The sequence below is a fragment of the Streptomyces sp. NPDC041796 genome (assembly GCF_055590785.1).
Window position 1 is genome coordinate 51,534 of record NZ_JBVJAH010000025.1, and the last position, 19,688, is coordinate 71,221.

Below are 19,688 nucleotides of genomic sequence, written 5' to 3' on the forward strand. Positions count from 1 at the left end.
CCAACAAAAACAACCCCCCCAAACACCCCCCCCACACCCCCCCCCCCCCCGCCCCCCCCCCCCCCCCCCCCCCCCCCCCCCCCGCGGCTTTGTCGTGTGCGCCCGCCCCTCGCGGGTCGCCCGGAGGGTGAACGATTCAGCGGGTCAGCGGCGGCCGAGGGCCCTCGTCGTCGTACGCGCCCGACTGCCGGGACGTTTCGTCGCGGATGACCTCACCCTGCACGACCTTGCCGTCGGGACGGTGAATACGAGCCTGCTGAAACGCGTCGCCCAGGGAACCGTAACCGGGCACGGCCGCCCGCACACGGCGCTCCAGGGCGCTCTCGGCGTACCGCCCGGCCATGGCGCGCACCCCCGGGATCAGGAGCAGCAGGCCCGCCACGTCGGAGATCAGGCCCGGCAGCATCAGCAGGAGCCCGCCGAGCATCAAAAAGCCGTTTCCGGTGCTCGCCCGGTCCGGGCCGAGGGGGGACCCCGGCGCGGCGCCCTGTTGCTGCTGAAGGGTCTCGGTGAGCGTACGGAAGGCCCTGCGCCCCGCCCGCTTGATCACCGCGGCACCGAGCACGGCACCCCCGACGAGCAGGAGGAGCACGGTGAGTCCGCCGGCCGCCCCGGCCACTAGGGTCAGCAGCCAGATCTCGAGCACCAGCCAGGCGGCCAGGCCGAGCGGCACGAGGGTGCGGGCGCGTGAGCGCGGTGTGCGGGCGGGAGGGGGCGGTGGACCGGTCATCATGCCCCCAGTGTGCCCGGGAGCGCGCCAGGACGGCGTAAAGGGCCGCTCAGGAACGGCCGGAAGCTCCGGCTCCGCCCGCGTCGCCACCGCCGGGCGGCGGCGTGGGAACGGACGGGCGGCGGCCGAGGAGGCGGCCGGCGCGGGAACCGACACCCCAGGCGGTCACCCGCCACAGCGCCTCGACGACGATGTCCCGGCTCATCTTGGAATCACCGAGCTCCCGCTCGACGAAGGTGATGGGCACCTCGACGACGTGGTACCCGGTGGCCACCGCGCGGCGGGCCAGGTCGACCTGGAAGCAGTAGCCCTGGGAGGCGACCTCGTCGAGGCCCAGCCCCTCCAGGGTCTCCTTGCGGAAGGCGCGGAAGCCGCCGGTGACGTCCCGGATGGGCACGTCGAGCAGCAGGCGCGAGTAGGTGCTGCCACCGCGCGAGAGGAACTCGCGGGACTTGGGCCAGTTCACGACCCGGCCGCCCGGGACCCAGCGGGAGCCGAGGACGAGGTCCGCGCCCTTGAGGGCGGTCAGCAGCCGGGGCAGTTCCTCGGGCTGGTGGGAGCCGTCGGCGTCCATCTCGACGAGGACGCCGTAGTCGCGCTCGATGCCCCAGCGGAAGCCCGCCAGGTAGGCGGCTCCGAGCCCTTCCTTGCCCTTGCGGTGCAGGACGTGGACGTGATCGTCCTCGGCGGCCAGTTCGTCGGCCAGCTTGCCGGTGCCGTCGGGGCTGTTGTCGTCGGCGACCAGGACGTCGACGTCGGGCACGGCGGCGCGCACCCGGGACACGATCGGCTTGATGTTCTCGGCCTCGTTGTAGGTCGGGATGATCACCAAGGCTCTGCCGAGCGGGCCGTAGCGCCTCTGGCCACCGTCGTTCACTGCTGCCCCTTACGTCCGTACACGGATCACCACCATAGCGAGCCCCGGGCGGGACCGGTCGCGGCGGCGGTACGGAAAGCGTCCGGACCGGGCCGAACGGCACACGGACCGGTCCGGCCGGCACGGGGAAAGGATCATGGATCGGCAGGCGGGGGCAGGCGGAACGGCGTGGCGCGAGTGGGGGCCCGACGTCCTTCGGGCCGACCTGGGGCCCGCTGGCTGCGGGTCGACCGAGAGCCGTTGTCTACTGAACGTCCGGGCCCCACCCGGTTCGCACCTCCCCGAGCTCCGCGGAGCAGGGGGGACCTCCCATCGGCAAAAACCTTCCCTCGCCCCCGAGGCGCGGGCGCTGAACCTGGCTCCCAGTGGTGGTGCGCCGGTGCGGCGCACCACCCCATGACCCAGCGGCGTTCGACGACTGCGTGAAGGTCGACCGGTCGGACGTCCTGTGGTGGACCCGGCCGAACCTACCGGCCGTCGACCGCTCGCTGTCAACAGTCGTTCGACCTGCGGCGATTGACAGAAACAGCAGGTCAGAGGGGAAGATCCCCAGGTCGTGGGCGACCGGTCCGGAACGGTGACGGGGGCGCGGAATGGCCTTACGTCACTCGTTCGGTCGTACGAAGACCGTGCGTCCGGAGACGACGGTCCGCAGGCAGACCGGCAGGTCGACGCCGGGGGTGAGGTCCGGCAGGCCCGGCGTGCCGGAGCGCGGGTCGGTGGACCAGCGCGCGACCCGGTCGTCGGGCGCCTGGACGACCAGTTCCTCGGCGCGCCAGACCGCGTAGTCGGCGGGCGCCCCCGGTACGAGGATCCCGGCGTCGTCCCGCCCGGTGGCCCGCCAGCCGCCCCGGGTGTGGGCCGTGAAGCCCGCCCGTACCGAGATGCGGTGCTCGGGGGTGCGGTGGAAGGCGGCGGCCCGCACGGTGCCCCAGGGGTCCAGCGGGGTGACGGGGCTGTCGGAGCCGAACGCCAGGGGCACACCGGCGCGCAGCAGGGCCGCGTACGGGTTGAGCGTGCGCGCCCGCTCGGCGCCCAGACGTCGCGCGTACATGCCGTCCTCACCGCCCCAGGCGGCGTCGAAGGCGGGCTGTACGGAGGCGGTGAGTCCGAGCTCGGCGAAGGCGGCGATGGTCTCGGGGGTGAGCATCTCGGCGTGCTCGACGCGGTGGCGGGCGGCACGCACGCGTGCCAGGCCGACCGTCTCGGCGGCCGCCCGTACGCCCTCGACGACCGCGCCGACCGCGGCGTCCCCGATGGCGTGGAAGCCCGCCTGGAGCCCGGCCTCGGTGCAGGCGGTGACGTGGGCGGCGACGGCGGCCGCGTCCAGGTGGGCGGTACCGGTGTGGCCCGCGTCGGCGTACGGCTCGTGCAGGCATGCGGTGTGGGAGCCGAGGGAACCGTCGACGAAGAGGTCGCCGGCCGCCCCGATCGCGCCCAGTTCGCGGATCCGCCGGGCGTCCTTCTCGCCGGACACGGCCTCGGCCCAGTAGCCGGTGACCCGGGGGCCGGGTTCCTCGGCCGCCAGCGCCAGCAGGGCGGTGAAGTCGTCCTCGTCGGAGATTTCGGGGCCCGCGCACTCGTGGACCGTGCCGATGCCGAGGGAGGCCGCGCGGCGCAGTGCGGCGCGCTGGGCCTCGGCGCGCTGGCCGGGCGTGACGGCGGCGTGGGCGGCGGCCCGGACGGCGTGGTGGGCGGCGGCGGTGAGCGGCTGGTCCGGGTGGTATCCGGGGAGGCCGGTGACTCCGGGGACCAGGTCCAGGAGGGCGGTGGTGACGACGGCGGAGTGGACGTCGACCCGAGGCAGGTAGAGCGGGCGGCCGCCGGTGGCCTCGTCGAGTTCGGCACGGGACGGGGGGCGCTGTTCGGGCCAGCGGGCGGCGTCCCAGCCGTGCCCGAGGAGGACCTGGTCGGTGGGGCGGGCGGCGGTGTGTGCCCGTACGCGGTCCAGGGCTTCGGCGAGCGTACGGGCGCCCGACAGGTCGAGGCCGGTGAGGGCGAGTCCGGTGGCCGTGGTGTGGACGTGCGCGTCGGTGAAGGCGGGGGTCACCAGGGCGCCTTCGAGGCCGATCACCTCGTCCACGCCGGAGGCGAAGGCGTCGGCCGCGCCCTCGGATCCCACCCAGGCGACATGGCCGCGCTCGACGACCATCGCGGTGGCGAAGGGGTCGGCGGGGCTGTGGACGTCTCCACCGCGCAGGAGCACGGTGCGGTGTTCGCTCTCGGTCATGGTGACCAGCCTAGATACGGGACTACACGCGCGGTGGCCGGGCCTCGTAGGGAGTGGACAGGACGACCGTCGTCCGGGTGGAGACGCCGGACTGCGAGCGGATCCGCGTCAGCAGGTGTTCCAGTTCCAGCGGGGTCGCCACCCGTACCTTGAGGATGTAGTTCTCGTCACCGGCGACGCTGTGGCAGGCCTCGATCTCGGCGATGTCGGCGAGCCGGTCGGCGATGTCGTCGGGGGCGCTGGGGTCGAACGGTTTCACCGAGATGAACGCGGTCAGCGGCAGGCCGACCGCCTCCGGGTCGACGACGGCGGCATAGCCGCGGATGACTCCGCGCTGCTCGAGGCGTCGGACGCGCTGATGCACCGCCGAAGTGGACAGGCCCGTGGCCTTGCCCAGGTCGGTGTAGCTCATGCGCCCGTCCTTGACGAGCAACTCGACGATCTGACGATCCAGCTCCTCCATGCGGTCAACCTATTGCCCCTGGCGCCTCGGGGCACAGTCGGAGGCACGTCGGAGGGGCACCTGCGGGCGGCATGTGACGAAGACCACAGGATTATGACAGGTGTGCTCCGTGACCGGATGGTTATTCGCACGGGCGGAAGGGAATTGCTTGCTGTGGTCGAGGCCGCAAGAGCCTGGTCGGCCCACCCGAGGGGGAGATTCTCCATGCAGGAGCCTGTTGATTCGGTCGCATCCCACGAGGACGACGAACTCGACGCATACGACACTTTCGAGATGGTCCGGGTGATCTGCCCGGACTGTTCTCAGCCCATCGCGCTGCTCGCGGACGAGGACGTGCTGCCGGAGCACGCCCTGTGCCCCACGCCGTGGAACCCGTTCGTGCTGACGGTGTGCACCGGCACCGGGCGGGCGGCGTCGGACGCACGCCCCGCCGACGAGTCGCTGGAGCTTCAGGAGCAGGACACCGCCCTGCTGCTGACCCTCCCGCAGGGGCTCGACTGGCGCACCCAGCCCTTCTCGCACGTGGGCGGCCCCGGCTCGCGGCCCATCAAGGTGCCGCGCCCGGAACACCGCCGGATGCCGCAGATGCGGCGCGCCGCCTGACGTCACGTCAGACACGCTGGTTCCCGTAGCGGTCCTGCACCATCCCCGTCGACATGGCGTGGTGCAGGATCAGGCCGTCCGGGTCCTTGGAACCTCCACTTCGCCGAGTACGCCTGGCCGTAGGCCGCGCGGAGCATCACGATGGCCCGGCGCAGGGTGCCCACCGGTGGAGGGCCGGGCGTCACAGGGGGCCGGCCGAGAGGCCGTGGCAGTCGCCGGCCAGGGCGTCGGAGGCGCGGACGGCGCGCGGTCGGTCTCCGGTGCGGAGCGTGACGTGGGCGCCGATGACACCGGTGCGGGGATGGACACCGAGGCCGGCGATCAGCAGGGCCCGGCCCTGGTGGTCAGAAACGTGGAAGAGGCAGCGATCGCAGGCGTTGCGGCCGCCGCCGACGTGGTGCTTCATCGACACCGGTGCGTGGTGGACGGGGCACTCGTCGAGCGCGATCGGACGGTCGTCGGACACGGACGACCACCGGTGACAGCAAAGGAATTTGACGGTACGTCAGTTGCCGTGGGGTGGCCGGACACGCGCCGCCTCCGGGGACACGCCGGACACGCCGGACAGGGGGGAACTGGCGGTCGAATCCGGAAGGGGGTGACCAGGCGGGGCCGCTCGGCGTTGGCCGGGCATGACCTCGCTGTACTCGACGTACCCGACGAGCGGCTACGGCGTGAGCCGCATGGTCCCGGGCTCGGCAGAATCGGTTCCGCAGCCCGTCGACCCGCCCATCTACCGGGCGCTGGTCCGCCACTGGGCCGGCAGCGGCCGGACCGTGCCGGGCCGCCGCGACCAGGAGTGGACCCGGCTCACGGCGGCACCGGCGTGGACGCTCCCCGGGGAGATCAGCGGGTCTCCGGTCCCAGGAGGTGACGGGCGATGACCATCCGCTGGATCTGGTTGGTGCCCTCGACGATCTGCAGCACCTTCGCCTCGCGCATGTAGCGCTCGACCGGGAAGTCGGCGGTGTAGCCGTAGCCGCCGAGCACCTGCACCGCGTCGGTGGTCACCTTCATCGCCGCGTCCGTGCAGAACAGCTTGGCCATGGCCGCCTCCCGGGAGAAGGGGAGGCCGGCGTCGCGCAGCCGGGCCGCGGCCAGGTACAGGGCACGCCCCGCCTCTATCCGGGTGGCCATGTCGGCCAGCATGAAGCGCAGCCCCTGGAAGTCGGCGATGGGGCGGCCGAACTGCTGCCGCCCGGTGGCGTAGGTGACGGCTTCGTCGAGGGCGGCCTGGGCGACGCCGATGGCGCAGGCGGCGATGCCGAGGCGGCCGGAGTCCAGCGCGGAGAGGGCGATGGCGAAGCCCTGGCCCTCGTCGCCGATACGGCGCGTGTCGGGGACGCGTACGCCGTCGAAGTGCAGCTGGGCGGTGGGCGAGCCCTTCATGCCCATCTTCTTCTCGGGCGCGGCGGCGGAGAGCCCCTCGGCGTCGCCGGGCACCAGGAAGGCGGTGATGCCACGCGGGCCTTCGACGCCCGTGCGGGCCAGCACGGTGTAGAAGTCGGCGACGCCGCCGTGGGTGATCCACGCCTTGGTGCCGGTGATGACCCAGTCGTCACCCTCGCGGACCGCCTTGGTGCGCAGCGAGGCGGCGTCGGATCCGGACGAGGGCTCCGACAGGCAGTACGCGCCGAGGAGCCCGCCGCCCAGCATGGCGGGCAGGTGCTCGGTCTGCTGCTCCTTGGTGCCGTAACCGGCCAGGGCGTGGCAGGCGAGGGAATGGACGCTGACACCGAGGCCCACGGTGAGGCGGGCCGCGGCGAGCTCCTCCAGTACCTGGAGGTAGACCTCGTACGGCTGGTCGCCGCCGCCGAAGCCGGAGTCGTACGGCAGGCCGAGCAGGCCGGATTCGGAGAGCAGTGAGAACACCTCGCGCGGGAAGTGTCCGGAATCCTCCTCCTCCGCCGCGCGCGGAGCGATCTCCCGCTGGACGATGTCGCGCACCAGGGCGATGAGGTCCCTGGATTCCTCGGTGGGCAGCTGTCGTTCCACCGGCTGCGGGGCGCGGTCGGGCATGGGGGCGCTCTCCTCCCTGTCGGGCGCTGCGGCGGGCGCGCGCGAAAGGGTTGGGCGGCGCCGCCGGGTCTCACTGCTTCGCCGATGCTGCCTTCCCGGATCACGGAACCGGCTGACCAGCGGCTGTGGCGGGTTGAGTATGCCCGATCGAGGGGCTTCCGTCACCGGGGGGCCGATGATCTTTCCGTCACCCCGGACCGACGGGCCCCGGGTACGCACGATCGACCGCATACCGTGATCACACTCGCCGCTCACCGGTCGCCGCCACATCCCGCAGCGGTGCACCACACGTACGTGCCATCCGGGAGCGCGGAGCTCGTCAAGCCGGTCGGGCGAGGAGGCACACCGCGCGGGTCACAGCAGGCCGACGCGCGTGACCAGCATCGCGAAGACGACGACGAGCACCCAGCCCAGGGCGTGCTCCAGCAGCTCAGGGCCGTCGTCCTTCGGCCCTCCGGTACGGGCACGCGGGGCGGCGACGGCGGCGGCGTTCGTGGTCATGGTGGTTTCTCACTCTTTCGACCGATCGGGACGTCCCCACAGTGCCAGCGCGGACGGCCCGCCGGGGAGAGACGTTCATCACGCCCCGGTGACCGTCCGCACCGCTCGGCGGCCGCTCAGCGGATGCCGACCGCCGCCAGGGCCCGGCGTTGCGCGGTCGTGGGATGCGCGGGCCAGTACAGGTAACAGACGCCACCCGTGCCCGAGACCACTTTCCCGGTGGCGTTGTAGCGCTTGGTGCGCAGCCAGATGTTCTCCCACTCACGGCGCCGGTAGACCCGGCGTACGGCCTCGTTGCTCGGGGAGGCCGGGTCGTTGGCGATCACGTCGCCCTGGTCGGTGAACCCGATCACGGTCATCAGGTGGCCCGCCGTGCCGTAGCCGGCGCCCGTCAGCTCCTCCGCGCGGAACGACTGCGACGTGATGGCCGGGATCCCCGCCCGGATCAGGCTCTCCAGCTCCGTCAGCGACCGCAGCCGGGTGACGACCGCGCTCATGTCGTCGTACGTGGCGGCGTAGGCGGCGTTGAAGGGCCAGTTGCCGCAGCCGTCGTACTGGTAGTCGAAGGTGAAGCGGGCGGCGTGGCACACCTGGGGGTCGGCGTAGGCCGGGTTCACCCAGGCCAGGTCCTCCGCGGTCGGCTTGCGGCCCCAGTACTCGATGATCATCTGGGAGGAGGTGGGGCTGCACCAGGCCTCGCCGCCGTTGTCGTACTCCGGGTACTGCCCGATGTGGGTGTTCTGCGAATAGCGCGGGACCACCAGCTCGCGGGCGAGGCCCGGCGGGGAGGCGGGCACGGTGAAGCGGTCCGGGATGTCCGACGCCATGGCACCCACCCGCCACACGGTCGGCGTGAGCCGGGTGCCGGGTTTCCGGTGGAGAGTAAGCCGCAGCCGGTACGAGCTCAGCCGCAGCCCGCTCGCCGGGTCGTCGATCGCGAAGGTGTCGGTCCAGACCGTGCTCCGGCCGTCCTTCTGGTCGTCGACCGAGGTGCGCCGGATGTCGCCGTCTCCGGCCGCCCAGCGGCCCATCACGTACCAGGGCGTCCGGGAGCCGTCGGTGTAACGGCCCCCCAGCTCGACCGCGATCCAGGTCCCGGCCGGGGTGTCGGCGTTCCAGGAGGCGATGACCTCGGTCGCCGGGACGGTCGAGGTGTGCTCGGGCGAGGTCCAGGTCGCGTACTCCCACGTGGCCTTGGTGCCGGTGTGCGGATCCGTGTAGTCGGTGTGCCCGGCGGGGGTACCGATCACCAGCGCGGGGCGGCGGGAGAGAGCGGGGCGGGCACCGGCGCAGGTGCCGGAGAGCCAGTCGGTGTACGAGGTCCAGAAGCGGTTGTCGACGAGGCCGGACGACGCTCGCCGGTGGGAGGCGGAGCGGGATCCGGGGCGGGGTTCGGGGCGGGCGTCCAGGGCCGAGGCGGGCGCCGAGGAGGCCGCGGCGGTGCCGACAGCGGCGAGCGCGGCCGCCAGCAGGGCTCTGCGGCCGGCGGACGGCGCTCCGGGCGGCGGGGAACTGGTCATGGCGAGACCCCCGGTCGGTCGGGTGGTACGACAGGTGGGCTCACTATCCCGGTTCCGGTGGCGGGTGGGCCAGCCATTCGGCACGCGTCGCGCCACCAATATTGGTCTCCACCTGTGGCTTTGTAGGGTGGTCGGCATGGACGACCTCCACCGCCCCGCCGCCGCGCTGCGCGCGCTGCCGCCCTCGTGCGGCCCCGTCCGGCTGGTCGCGGTCGACGGCCACGCCGGTTCGGGCAAGTCCACCTTCGCCGGCCGGCTGGCGGCGGCACTCGGCGGGGCCCCGGTGCTCCATCTCGACGACATCGCCACGCACGAGGAACTGTTCGCCTGGACGGACCGGCTCCGGGCCGAGGTACTCGAACCGCTGGCCCGTGGCGAAGTCGCGCAGCTTCACCCGTACGACTGGAATCTCCGCCGCTTCGGCACGCCCCGGCCGCTCCCCCCGGCCCCGGTCGTCCTGATCGAGGGTGTGGGCGCCGGGCGCCGGGCGCTGCGGCCCTACCTCGCCCGGCTGCTGTGGATGGAGCGGGGTGCCGAGGAGTCGTGGAAACGCGGACGTCACCGGGACGGACCGGCGCAGTACGCGTTCTGGGACGGGTGGACGGCGGCGGAGGTCCGCCACTTCGCGGCCGACCCCTCCCGGCCCTTCGCCGACGTCCTGGTACGCGAGTGTCCCGTGGGATACGAGTGGCTTCCCGGACCTGCTGCGACAGCAGCTGCGAACCAGATCGTCACGGATCGTGACCGGCTTTCGCCACCGTACTGAGCAGTCGGAAATCAGCCTGGAGAGTGCCCCAACTTCGCTTGACCGACGGGCGGTACAGGTCTTACGTTCTCAATGTGCGGCTTTCCGGAGCCGTCGCAGACGCGAAGCCCCCGGTTGTTCCCCCGTGATCGGGGGCTTCGTTCTGCCCTCGTCTCCCCTTTCGGCGCCGTTCGAGCACCCGACGCTCACCGTCGGTCACCGTCCCCGGAACGCTCACGGAGCTCCCCACGCCTTCGATCGCGCCCTTAAGCGCACACTCCCCGTGCAGGTACGATGCCTCTCGGTGCGGTCAAATCCCGTTCATGAGAGGGCGATTGGGAACGCTTCCGGCGGGCGGCCGCCCGGCGGACCGGTACGGGGACACGGTTTGTGGGGGACCCGATGGACATCGGCACGCAGGGCACGCACGCCCCGGCCGACCTGGCCTGGCTGCGTGGCGTGGACGCCTACACCATGGGTGCGTATCCGCAGGCGGAGGAGGAGTTCCGGGCGGCGGTGCGGATCGATCCCGGCATGGCCGACGGCTGGCTGGGACTGCACGCGTTACGCGTCGACACCACCACCGCGCTGCTGCGGATGTACCGCAACCGGGAACGCTTCGGTGAACAGCGCTCGCGCCACCGGCGCACACTGAACTCCTGGTACTGGCTCGGCTGGTGGGTCCAGCCCGTACTGGAATCCCCCCGCGACCTGCTGCTCGCGCACGCCTCCCACTGGCTGGACGGCCGCCACGTGCCGGAGCTGGACCGGGCACTGGCCGGGCTGCCGCCCGTCGACGCCGACCCCCAGGTGCGCTTCCTGCACGCCTGCCGGGCCTACCTGGTCAAGGACTGGGACCAGCTGGTGCGCCACACCGAGCCGCTGGTGAACGATCCGCTGCTGGGCATCGAAGCCGGGCTGTTCGGTGGCATGGCCCGCGTCCGCCTGGAGATGTACGGCCAGGCCGAGCCGCTGCTGGCCGCCGCCCTGATGCGGTGCCGCAGCGAGCAGCCGCAGCGCAAGGAGCTGCGCTACTGGCTGGCCCGCGCCCGCGAGGGCACCGGCCGCAGCGCCTCGGCCCTGCCCCTCTACCGGGCCGTGCACCGGATCGACCCGGCCTTCATGGACACCGCGGCACGGCTCGCCGCGATCGCCGAGTACGACGGCTTCGACGGCTGCGACGATCCGGCCGACCTGGCCGCCGTGTCGCTGGCCGGGCTCGGCCAGGACGCGGTGGACCTCCCCGACGTGCCGGACGTTCCGCCCGGCGACGTACTGCGCGTCGGCGACGCTCAGCAGCCGCCACCGGGGCAGCCGACGGGCCAGCCGCCCGCTCAGCCACCGGCTCCCGCCCATGGCCTGCGGGAGCAGGCACCCGTCCCCGGCCGGCCGCGTCCGCCGGTGTTCCCCGCCCGCCCCACCGACCCGGCGCTGCTGGCCGACGCGCTCGCCGAGCTGGAGCGCATGGTGGGCCTGGAGCCGGTGAAACGGCAGGTCAAGGCCCTTTCGGCACAGCTGGAGATGGCGCGGCTGCGGGCCGGGCAAGGCCTTCCGGTCCAACCGCCGAAACGTCACTTTGTCTTCTCCGGCCCCTCCGGAACCGGGAAGACCACGGTCGCCCGGATCCTCGGCCGGGTCTTCTACGCCCTCGGCCTGCTCGGCGGCGACCATCTCGTGGAGGCCCAACGGTCGGACCTCGTGGGCGAGTTCCTCGGCCAGACCGCCGTCAAGGCCAACGAGCTGATCGACTCGGCGCTCGGCGGGGTCCTGTTCGTGGACGAGGCGTACTCCCTGTCCAACTCCGGCTACAGCAAGGGTGACGCGTACGGCGACGAGGCGCTTCAGGTGCTGCTCAAGCGCGCCGAGGACAACCGCGACCACCTGGTGGTCATCCTCGCCGGCTACCCCGAGGGCATGGACCGGCTGCTCGCCGCCAACCCCGGCCTGTCCTCCCGCTTCACCACACGGGTCGACTTCCCCTCGTACCGGCCGCTCGAGCTCACCGCGATCGGCGAGGTGCTGGCCGCGGCCAACGACGACGTCTGGGACGAGGAGGCCCTCGACGAGCTGCGCTCGATCAGCGCGCACGTCGTCGAGCAGGGGTGGATCGACGAGCTGGGCAACGGCCGGTTCCTGCGCACCCTGTACGAGAAGTCGTGCGCGTACCGCGATCTGCGGCTGTCCGGCTACACCGTGACGCCCACCCGCGAGGACCTGGCCACGCTGCGCCTGCCGGACCTCATGCAGGCGTACGGCGAGGTGCTCTCCGGCCGGGGCCCCACGCACCGGGGCCCCCAGGACCCGCCGGGCGCCCCCGGCGCGCCGGGCCCGACGGGCTACTGACCGGCGAATCCGCCCGGGCAGGGCGGGCGGGCCCCGGCGGAGGCGCCCGCCCCTGGGCGTCGTCGTCCGCTCGCCCCGGGCGTCGGCCATGCACCGCGCCCGGGGCGCCGGCGGCGGGTGCCGCCGGTCGGCTCAGGCCGTGAGCAGCCCTTGGGCGGGGTCCGCGTCGGCGCTCGGCGCCGGTTCCGGGGACGGGCCGTCGGCCCGGGCGCCCTGGGAGGCCTGGGTGGGACCGGCGCCCGAGGACGGGGCCGGGGTACCCGGCGCGACCACCGGCACCGGGGGCGTCGCCGAGCGGTGGGCGGGGTCGCGGACCTCGCCGACCAGCATTTCCAGGACGTCCTCGAGGGCGACCAGGCCCAGGATGCGCCCCGACGCGTCGGCCACCTGCGCGAGGTGCGTCGCGGCGCGGCGCATCACGGTCAGGGCGTCGTCGAGCGGCAGCTCGGCCCGCAGCGTGGCCATCGGGCGCCAGATGTGCTGCGGGACCGCCCGGTCGGGGTCCTCCAGGTCCAGCACGTCCTTGACGTGCACGAACCCCATGAAGACGCCGCCCCCGCCCTCCGCGCACACCGGGAAGCGGGAGTACCCGGTGCGGACGGTGAGCTCCTCGACCTCGGCCGGGGTGACCGACGGCGGGACCGTCACCAGGGACGTACGCGGGATGAGGACGTCGGAGACCGGGCGGCTGCCCAGCTCCAGGGCGTCCTCCAGCCGTTCCTGTTCGGCGGGTGCGAGCAGTCCGGCCTGCCGGGAGTCCTCGACGAGCCGGCCGAGCTCGGTGCTGGTGAACACGGCCTCGACCTCGTCCTTGGGCTCGACCCCGAACGCCCTGAGGACGAGCCGGGAGCACGCCCCGAGCGCCGCCGTTACCGGCCGGCACAGCCGGGCGAAGCCGACCAGGCCGGGGCTGAGCCACAGCGCGGTCTTCTCCGGCGCCGCCATGGCCAGGTTCTTCGGGAGCATCTCGCCGATGACGAGGTGCAGGAAGACCACCACGGCGAGCGCGATCACGTACCCCAGCGGATGGATCAGCCCCTCGGGCAGGTGCACGGCGTGGAAGACCGGCTCCAGCAGGTGCGCCACGGTGGGTTCGGCGACAGCGCCGAGGGTCAGCGAGCAGACGGTGATGCCGAACTGCGCGGCGGCCATCATCTGCGGCAGGTTCTCCAGGCCGTACAGGACCTGCCGGGCCCGCTTGGAGCCGGGGCCGAGCGGCTCGATCTGGCTGCGGCGTACGGAGACGAGGGCGAACTCGGCACCCACGAAGAAGCCGTTCGCGAGCACGAGGAGGCCCGCGAAGAGGAGTTGGAGGGCGCTCATCGGGTGGCCTCCGCCAGGACGCCGGCATCGGCGGTGCGGACGAGGCGGACGCGCTCGGCGCGGTAGCGGTCCACTTGGCGCACGGAGAGGTGCCAGCCGGGCAGTTCGGCCCGGTCGCCGGGGGCCGGGATGCGGCCGAGCAGGTCGGCGACGAGCCCGGCGACGGTCTCGTACGGCCCGTCGGGGACTTCGAGGCCTATCCGCTTCAGGGTGTGGACGCGGCAGCTCCCGTCGGCCTCCCACGCGGGATTGCCGTCCTCGGCGGCGACGGCCGCCAGTTCGGGCAGGTCGTCGCCCTCGGCGTCGTGCTCGTCGCGGACCTCGCCGACGAGTTCCTCGACGATGTCCTCCAGGGTGACGACCCCGGCGGTGCCGCCGTACTCGTCGACGACGACGGCGATCGGCTGCTCGCTGCGCAGCCGCTCCAGGAGTGCCTGGGCGGGCAGCGTCTCCGGGACGAGCAGCGGCGGGACGGCGACCCGGCCCACCGGCGTGCGCAACCGCTCGGGCGCGGGGACGGCGAGCGCGTCCTTGAGGTGGACCATGCCGACGATCTCGTCGATGCGCTCCCGGTAGACGGGGAAGCGCGAAAGCCCGGTGGCCCGGGTGAGGTTGACGACGTCCGCCGCGGTGGCGTCGGTCCGCAGCGCGTTGACCTTCACCCGGGGGGTCATCACGTGCTGCGCGGTCAGCCCGCCCAGCGACAGGGTCCGTACGAAGAGGTCGGCCGTGTCCTGTTCGAGGGCACCGGCCCGCGCCGAGTGGCGGGCCAGGGAGACGAGCTCGCCGGGTGTCCGGGCGGAGGCGAGTTCCTCGGTGGGCTCGACGCCCAGCAGCCGCACGAGCCGGTTGGCGGCGGCGTTGAGCAGGGTGATGACCGGCCGGAAGGCGGACGAGAAGAGGGTTTGCGGCCGGGCGACGAACCGCGCGACCTGCAGGGGCCGGGAGACGGCCCAGTTCTTGGGGACCAGTTCGCCGATCACCATCTGGACGGCGGACGCGCCCAGCATGCCGATGGCCACCGCGACGCCGGGGACGGCCCCTTGGGGCAGTCCGGTCGCGGTGAGGGGCCCGTCGAGGAGCTGTGCGAGCGCCGGTTCGGCGAGCATGCCGACGACCAGCGAGGTGATGGTGATGCCCAGCTGGGTGCCGGACAACTGGAACGACAGCTCCCGCAGGGCCTCGACGACGGTGCGGGCCCGCCGGTCGCCCTCGGCGGCGGCGCGTTCGGCGTCCGCCCTCTCCACGGTGACGAGGCCGAACTCGGCCGCCACGAAGAAGCCGTTGGCGAGGATCAGGAGGAATGCCGCGGCGAGCAGCAGGAGGGGGATGGTCATGCCGCCGCCTCCTCGGAGGGGGCGGCGCAGGTACTACCGGACGATCCGTCCATTGCTGGAGGGAATCACTCCTCGGGTCGCTGGGGCCTCGCCGGCCTGGTGGTGCGTGTGCTGCCGTGTGCGCGAGGCGGTGGCGCGCTCGGCGCCACCGCCATAAGAGTAATCACGCCTGCGCCCGGTGGGGCAGAGGGTCGGCGCCCATACGGGCGACACGCCGGTCCTGGGGCGGTGCTTCGTCAGTCGGCGTCGCTGCTGGTGCCGCGGGTCTCCGCGAGCGCGCGGAGCGCCCGCGCGTCACGGATGGCCTGCTGCTTGCCGATGCCGGGCTGGATCCCGAGGGCGGGCATGCTGGTGCCGTCGCTGAGGTCGAGGAAGACCCACGGGTCGCCCTCGCGCAGGTTCACCTGGAGGATCTCGGCCCAGGCCAGTCGGCGTGTCCGGGTGAGGTTGACGACCGTGACGCCCTCGTCGTCGGCGACGACCTTGGGACGGCTCAGGAGCGCCAGGACGCCGAAGAAGAGCGCCGCGACGAAGATGAAGCTCACCCGCTCCCCCGGCCCGAGCTTCTCCAGCATCAGGGCGACGGCCGTGATGGTCGCGAACATCGCCGTGCCGACGATCAGCAGGACGGCCCGGGTCCGGGTCGGCCGGAAGGTGACCGGGAGGGAGGGGGCGTGGGGGTCGGACATGTGGCGTACCGGTTCTGGCTCGGGCCTCGGGCCGCGGGTGGGGGGTGTGGGGCGGGGAGGGGCCTCAGAGACGGCAGGCGTGGATCTCGGTCGTGAGGATCGCGCGTGCGCCCAGGGCGTAGAGGTCGTCCATGATCCGCTGTGCCTCCCTGGCGGGGACCATGGCGCGGACGGCGACCCATCCCTCGTTGTGCAGCGGCGAGACCGTCGGGGACTCCAGGCCGGGGGTGAGGGCGACGGCCTGCTCCAGGTGCTCGGCGCGGCAGTCGTAGTCCATCATCACGTACGAGCGAGCCACCAGGACGCCCTGGAGGCGGCGCAGGAACTGCTGCACCTTGGGGTCGTCGGTGGGGGCGCCGGTGCGGCGGATGACGACGGCCTCGGACTTGAGGATCGGCTCGCCGATGACCTCCAGGCCCGCGTTGCGCAGGGAGGTGCCGGTCTCCACGACGTCGGCGATGATCTGGGCGACACCGAGCTCGATCGCGGTCTCGACGGCGCCGTCGAGGTGGACGACGGAGGCGTCGATGCCCTGGTCGGCGAGGTGCTTGGCGACGATGCCCTCGTAGGAGGTGGCGATCGTCATGCCGCCGAAGTCGGCGGGGCCGCTCGCGGTGCCGGGCTTGGTGGCGTACCGGAAGGTGGAGCGGGCGAAGCCGAGCTGGAGGATCTCCTCGGCGTTGGCGCCGGAGTCCAGCAGCAGGTCGCGGCCGGTGATGCCGATGTCGAGCTTGCCGGAGCTGACGTAGATGGCGATGTCGCGGGGGCGGAGGTAGAAGAACTCGACCTCGTTCTCCGGGTCGACCATCACCAGTTCCTTGGACTCCTTGCGCTGCTGGTAGCCGGCCTCATGGAGCATCGCCGACGCAGGTCCGGACAGTGAACCCTTGTTGGGGACGGCGATGCGCAGCATGGGGTGGGCTTCCTAACTGTGTAAAGGAGTTCTCTGGGAAGAGGTGGGCTCAGAGGTGGGCGTAGACGTCGTCGAGCGAGATCCCGCGGGCGACCATCATCACCTGGACGTGGTACAGGAGCTGCGAGATCTCCTCGGCGGCGGCTTCCTTGCCCTCGTACTCGGCGGCCATCCAGACCTCGGCGGCCTCTTCGACGACCTTCTTGCCGATGGCATGGACACCCTTGTCCACCAGCTCGGCGGTGCGGGAGGTGGCGGGGTCGCCGGTCTTGGCCTTGAGCTCCAGCTCGGCGAAGAGCTCTTCGAAGGTTTTGTTCGCCATGATGGTCCTAAGAGTACGGGGTGCCCGGCACGCACTCAGCGCCAGGGTTCGCTGACCGTGCGCAGTGTGGTCGCGGTGGAGACGGCGGCGGTGACCGCCTCGTGCCCCTTGTCCTCGTTCGAACCCTCCAGGCCCGCCCGGTCCAGGGCCTGCTCCTCGGTGTCGCAGGTGAGGACGCCGAAGCCGACGGGGACGCCGGTGTCGACGGAGACCTGGACGAGGCCCTGGGTGACGCCCTGGCACACGTACTCGAAGTGGGGCGTGCCGCCCCGGATGACGACTCCGAGCGCGACGATCGCGTCGTAGCCGCGGCCGGCGAGGACCTTGGCGACGACCGGGAGCTCGAAGCTGCCGGGGACCCGGAGCAGGGTCGGCTCGTCGATGCCGAGCTCGTGCAGGGCGCGCAGGGCGCCGTTGACGAGACCGTCCATGATCTTCTCGTGCCACTGTGCCGCGATCACGGCGACCCGGAGGTCGCCGCAGTTCTTCACGCTCAGTTCGGGTGCGCCCTTGCCGCTCACGTGGGTGTCTCCTTGCTGGTGGTTCTGGCTGTCTTACTGGTTGTTGCAGGGCGACGCGCCGGCGGCGGCGTCGAGCCAGGGCAGGTCGTGGCCCATCCGGTCGCGCTTGGTGCGCAGGTACCGGAGGTTGTGCTCGCCCGCCTGGACGGGCATGGGCTCGCGGCCGTTGACGGTCAGCCCGTACCGGACGAGGGCGTCGACCTTGTCGGGGTTGTTGGTCATCAGCCGCAGGCTGCGTACGCCGAGGTCGGCGAGCATCTGGGCGCCGGCGGCGTAGTCGCGGGCGTCGGCGGGCAGGCCGAGCTCCAGGTTGGCGTCGAGGGTGTCGTGGCCGCGCTCCTGGAGTTCGTAGGCGCGCAGCTTGGACAGCAGCCCGATGCCGCGTCCCTCGTGGCCGCGGAGGTAGACGACAACGCCTCGGCCCGCCTCGGTGATGCGTTCCATGGACGCCTGGAGCTGGGGGCCGCAGTCGCACCGCAGCGAGTGGAAGATGTCGCCGGTCAGGCACTCGGAGTGGACCCGGACGAGGACGTCCTCGCCGTCGCCGATGTCGCCGTGGACGAGCGCGATGTGTTCGACGCCGTCGACGGTGGAGCGGTAGCCGTACGCGGTGTACTCGCCGTGTGCGGTCGGGAGTCGCACCTCGGCCTCGCGGCGGACGGTCGGCTCGTTGCCGCGGCGGTAGGCGATGAGGTCCTCGATCGAGATGATCGTCAGGCCGTGCTTGCGGGCGAAGGGGACCAGCTCGGGCAGGCGGAGCATCACGCCGTCCTCGCCGGCGATCTCCACGATCGCGCCGGCCGGGCGGAGACCGGCGAGCCGGGCGAGGTCGACGGCGGCCTCGGTGTGGCCGTTGCGCACGAGGACGCCGCCGGGCTGGGCGCGCAGCGGGAAGACGTGACCGGGGCGGACGAAGTCGCCCGGCTCCGCCGTGCCGCCCGCCAGCAGCTGGAGGGTGGTGGCGCGGTCGGCGGCGGAGATGCCGGTGGTGACGCCGTGGGCGGGGGCGGCGTCGACGGAGACGGTGAAGGCCGTCTTCATCGACTCGGTGTTGTCGCCGACCATCTGCGGGAGCTGGAGGCGGTCCAGTTCGTCCCCCTCCATGGGGGCGCAGATCAGGCCGCGGCACTCGCTCATCATGAAGGCGACGATCTCGGGTGTGGCCTTCTCGGCGGCGATGACGAGGTCGCCCTCGTTCTCGCGGTCCTCGTCGTCGACGACCACGACGGGGCGTCCGGCGGCGATGTCGCGGATGGCCTGCTCGACGGGGTCGAGGGCGAGGTCCATGGCGTCCCACACGGTCAGCGCTGTCATGCCGGTGTTCCTTCCAGAGCCGGAGTGCGCGTCCGGAGCCACCAGTCGCGCATGCCCCACAGAACGAGGGCGAAGTAGATCACGTACACCAGGCCGGAGAAGGCCAGGCCGCTGTTGAAGGCGAGCGGGACGCCGACGAGGTCCACGAGGAGCCAGGCGAACCAGAACTCGACCAGGCCACGGGCCTGGGCGACCATCGCGACGAGTGTCCCGACGAAGATGTAGGCGTCGGCCCACGGGCTCCAGGACAGCGACGGGTAGAGGGTGAACAGGCCGCCGACGGCGAGGGTGCCGAGCACCGCGCCGGCGAGGAGCAGTCCGCGCTCCTTCCAGGAGGCGAACCGGACGGCGATGGTGCCGTCCTGGGCCTGCTGCCTGCCGCGGGACCACTGGTGCCAGCCCCAGGCGGCGACGCCGATCACCAGGAGCTGCTTGCCGACGCCGCCACTGAGCTGGGCGGAGGCGTAGGCGGCGATCAGGATGACGCCGGACAGCAGCTGGGCGGGCCAGGTGAGGATGGAGCGCCGCCAGCCGAGGGCGAGGGCGATCAGACCGATCGTGTTGCCGATCATGTCGGACCACAGGATGTGCTGGTCGAAGGCGGTGAAGGCCTCGGAGTTGAGCCAGTTCACTGCGTGTTCCCCCCGTACGTGGTGCCGACGAGCCGCTCGACGTACTTGGCGATGACGTCGACCTCGAGGTTGACCGGGTCGCCGGGCTCCTTGATGCCGAGCGTGGTCAGCGCGAGGGTGGTCGGGATGAGGCTGATGGTGAAGTGGTCGGTGCCCGCGTCGACGACGGTGAGGCTGACGCCGTCCACCGTGATGGAGCCCTTTTCGACCACGTACCGGCGCAGGGATTCCGGGAGGGAGATCTTGACGATCTCCCAGTTCTCGGAGGGCGTGCGCGCGAGGATGGTGCCGGTGCCGTCGACGTGGCCTTGGACGATGTGGCCGCCGAGCCGGTCGCCGACCGCCATGGGGCGCTCCAGGTTGACCCGGGAGCCGGGTCCGAGGGCGCCGAGGCTGGAGCGGTTCAGCGTCTCCGCCATCACGTCGGCGGTGAACTCGCCGTCGGCGGTCTCCACGACGGTGAGGCAGACGCCGTTGACGGCGATCGAGTCGCCGTGCTTGGCGTCCTCGGTGACGAGGGGGCCGCGCAGGCGGAAGCGGGAGGAGTCGCCGAGGTTCTCGACGGCGGTGACCTCGCCCAGCTCTTCGACGATTCCGGTGAACACG

Annotated in this window: 20 protein-coding genes and 1 pseudogene; 4 read left to right on the plus strand and 17 right to left on the minus strand. The window is 72.4% G+C overall.

Going from position 1 to position 19,688, the window contains the following annotated elements:
• Window positions 1-136 precede the first annotated feature (136 nt).
• The 4 genes from fxsA to ACZ6C1_RS33865 all read right to left on the minus strand — a co-directional run bounded on the left by fxsA (window position 137) and on the right by ACZ6C1_RS33865 (window position 4,300).
• On the minus strand, window positions 137-730 hold the full coding sequence (gene fxsA / locus ACZ6C1_RS33850; RefSeq protein ID WP_469246412.1) for an FxsA family membrane protein: 594 nt from the start codon (window positions 728-730) through the stop codon (window positions 137-139).
• 49 nt (window positions 731-779) lie between these two features.
• Complete coding sequence (locus ACZ6C1_RS33855; RefSeq protein WP_469246352.1) at window positions 780-1,607, minus strand: polyprenol monophosphomannose synthase; 828 nt, start codon at window positions 1,605-1,607, stop codon at window positions 780-782.
• Window positions 1,608-2,211: 604 nt separating this feature from the next.
• Window positions 2,212-3,837 carry an amidohydrolase gene (locus ACZ6C1_RS33860; RefSeq protein WP_469246354.1) on the minus strand — a complete coding sequence of 542 codons (1,626 nt, stop codon included), beginning with the start codon at window positions 3,835-3,837 and terminating at the stop codon, window positions 2,212-2,214.
• Window positions 3,838-3,859: 22 nt separating this feature from the next.
• Window positions 3,860-4,300, minus strand: a complete 441-nt coding sequence (locus ACZ6C1_RS33865; protein ID WP_126887834.1) for an Lrp/AsnC family transcriptional regulator — start codon at window positions 4,298-4,300, stop codon at window positions 3,860-3,862.
• A 204-nt stretch (window positions 4,301-4,504) separates the two neighbouring features.
• Here ACZ6C1_RS33865 and ACZ6C1_RS33870 point away from each other — a divergent pair, with 204 nt between their 5' ends.
• The gene (locus ACZ6C1_RS33870) at window positions 4,505-4,903 is read left to right on the plus strand and encodes a hypothetical protein (RefSeq protein ID WP_469246356.1); all 399 of its coding nucleotides are present in this window, start codon (window positions 4,505-4,507) and stop codon (window positions 4,901-4,903) included.
• 184 nt (window positions 4,904-5,087) lie between these two features.
• Here ACZ6C1_RS33870 and ACZ6C1_RS33875 read toward each other — a convergent pair.
• A pseudogene (locus ACZ6C1_RS33875) lies at window positions 5,088-5,309 on the minus strand (hypothetical protein); the annotation flags it as partial.
• A gap of 226 nt (window positions 5,310-5,535) precedes the next feature.
• Here ACZ6C1_RS33875 and ACZ6C1_RS33880 point away from each other — a divergent pair.
• The gene (locus tag ACZ6C1_RS33880; RefSeq protein WP_469246358.1) at window positions 5,536-5,787 is read left to right on the plus strand and encodes a hypothetical protein; all 252 of its coding nucleotides are present in this window, start codon (window positions 5,536-5,538) and stop codon (window positions 5,785-5,787) included.
• Here ACZ6C1_RS33880 and ACZ6C1_RS33885 read toward each other — a convergent pair.
• The 3 genes from ACZ6C1_RS33885 to ACZ6C1_RS33895 all read right to left on the minus strand — a co-directional run bounded on the left by ACZ6C1_RS33885 (window position 5,750) and on the right by ACZ6C1_RS33895 (window position 8,943).
• Entirely contained in the window at window positions 5,750-6,922 is a 1,173-nt protein-coding gene (locus tag ACZ6C1_RS33885) for an acyl-CoA dehydrogenase family protein (protein ID WP_469246360.1), read from the minus strand. The genes ACZ6C1_RS33880 and ACZ6C1_RS33885 overlap by 38 nt on opposite strands.
• 354 nt (window positions 6,923-7,276) lie before the next feature.
• Window positions 7,277-7,423, minus strand: a complete 147-nt coding sequence (locus ACZ6C1_RS33890; protein WP_469246362.1) for an SCO1431 family membrane protein — start codon at window positions 7,421-7,423, stop codon at window positions 7,277-7,279.
• Window positions 7,424-7,539: 116 nt separating this feature from the next.
• Window positions 7,540-8,943, minus strand: coding sequence for a peptidase C39 family protein (locus ACZ6C1_RS33895; RefSeq protein ID WP_469246364.1), 1,404 nt, complete (start codon window positions 8,941-8,943; stop codon window positions 7,540-7,542).
• 136 nt (window positions 8,944-9,079) lie between these two features.
• Here ACZ6C1_RS33895 and ACZ6C1_RS33900 point away from each other — a divergent pair, with 136 nt between their 5' ends.
• Together ACZ6C1_RS33900 and ACZ6C1_RS33905 are read left to right on the plus strand one after the other, a co-directional pair.
• Window positions 9,080-9,709, plus strand: coding sequence for a uridine kinase family protein (locus ACZ6C1_RS33900; protein ID WP_469246366.1), 630 nt, complete (start codon window positions 9,080-9,082; stop codon window positions 9,707-9,709).
• A 381-nt stretch (window positions 9,710-10,090) separates the two neighbouring features.
• Window positions 10,091-12,031 (plus strand): AAA family ATPase, encoded by a 1,941-nt coding sequence (locus ACZ6C1_RS33905; RefSeq protein WP_469246367.1) that lies wholly within the window; start codon window positions 10,091-10,093, stop codon window positions 12,029-12,031.
• A gap of 132 nt (window positions 12,032-12,163) precedes the next feature.
• On the opposite strand, the gene ACZ6C1_RS33910 is transcribed toward ACZ6C1_RS33905, so the two are convergent.
• The 9 genes from ACZ6C1_RS33910 to ACZ6C1_RS33950 form a co-directional block, all read right to left on the minus strand.
• The gene (locus tag ACZ6C1_RS33910; protein WP_469246369.1) at window positions 12,164-13,354 is read right to left on the minus strand and encodes a hemolysin family protein; all 1,191 of its coding nucleotides are present in this window, start codon (window positions 13,352-13,354) and stop codon (window positions 12,164-12,166) included.
• Window positions 13,351-14,691, minus strand: coding sequence for a hemolysin family protein (locus ACZ6C1_RS33915; protein ID WP_469246370.1), 1,341 nt, complete (start codon window positions 14,689-14,691; stop codon window positions 13,351-13,353). Before ACZ6C1_RS33915 ends, ACZ6C1_RS33910 begins: the two co-directional genes overlap by 4 nt.
• Window positions 14,692-14,927: 236 nt before the next feature.
• Complete coding sequence (locus tag ACZ6C1_RS33920; protein ID WP_469246372.1) at window positions 14,928-15,380, minus strand: PH domain-containing protein; 453 nt, start codon at window positions 15,378-15,380, stop codon at window positions 14,928-14,930.
• Between the two features lie 64 nt (window positions 15,381-15,444).
• Window positions 15,445-16,293: an ATP phosphoribosyltransferase gene (gene hisG / locus ACZ6C1_RS33925; protein WP_469246374.1), complete on the minus strand. Its 849-nt coding sequence runs from the start codon at window positions 16,291-16,293 to the stop codon at window positions 15,445-15,447.
• Between the two features lie 49 nt (window positions 16,294-16,342).
• On the minus strand, window positions 16,343-16,615 hold the full coding sequence (locus ACZ6C1_RS33930; RefSeq protein ID WP_031078175.1) for a phosphoribosyl-ATP diphosphatase: 273 nt from the start codon (window positions 16,613-16,615) through the stop codon (window positions 16,343-16,345).
• A gap of 35 nt (window positions 16,616-16,650) precedes the next feature.
• Window positions 16,651-17,136: a 6,7-dimethyl-8-ribityllumazine synthase gene (gene ribH / locus ACZ6C1_RS33935; RefSeq protein WP_064067073.1), complete on the minus strand. Its 486-nt coding sequence runs from the start codon at window positions 17,134-17,136 to the stop codon at window positions 16,651-16,653.
• 33 nt (window positions 17,137-17,169) lie between these two features.
• Window positions 17,170-18,450 (minus strand): bifunctional 3,4-dihydroxy-2-butanone-4-phosphate synthase/GTP cyclohydrolase II, encoded by a 1,281-nt coding sequence (locus ACZ6C1_RS33940; RefSeq protein WP_469246376.1) that lies wholly within the window; start codon window positions 18,448-18,450, stop codon window positions 17,170-17,172.
• Complete coding sequence (locus ACZ6C1_RS33945) at window positions 18,447-19,082, minus strand: nicotinamide mononucleotide transporter family protein (RefSeq protein WP_469246378.1); 636 nt, start codon at window positions 19,080-19,082, stop codon at window positions 18,447-18,449. Before ACZ6C1_RS33945 ends, ACZ6C1_RS33940 begins: the two co-directional genes overlap by 4 nt.
• Window positions 19,079-19,687, minus strand: coding sequence for a riboflavin synthase (locus ACZ6C1_RS33950; RefSeq protein WP_469246380.1), 609 nt, complete (start codon window positions 19,685-19,687; stop codon window positions 19,079-19,081). Before ACZ6C1_RS33950 ends, ACZ6C1_RS33945 begins: the two co-directional genes overlap by 4 nt.
• Between the last annotated feature and the right edge of the window lies 1 nt (window position 19,688).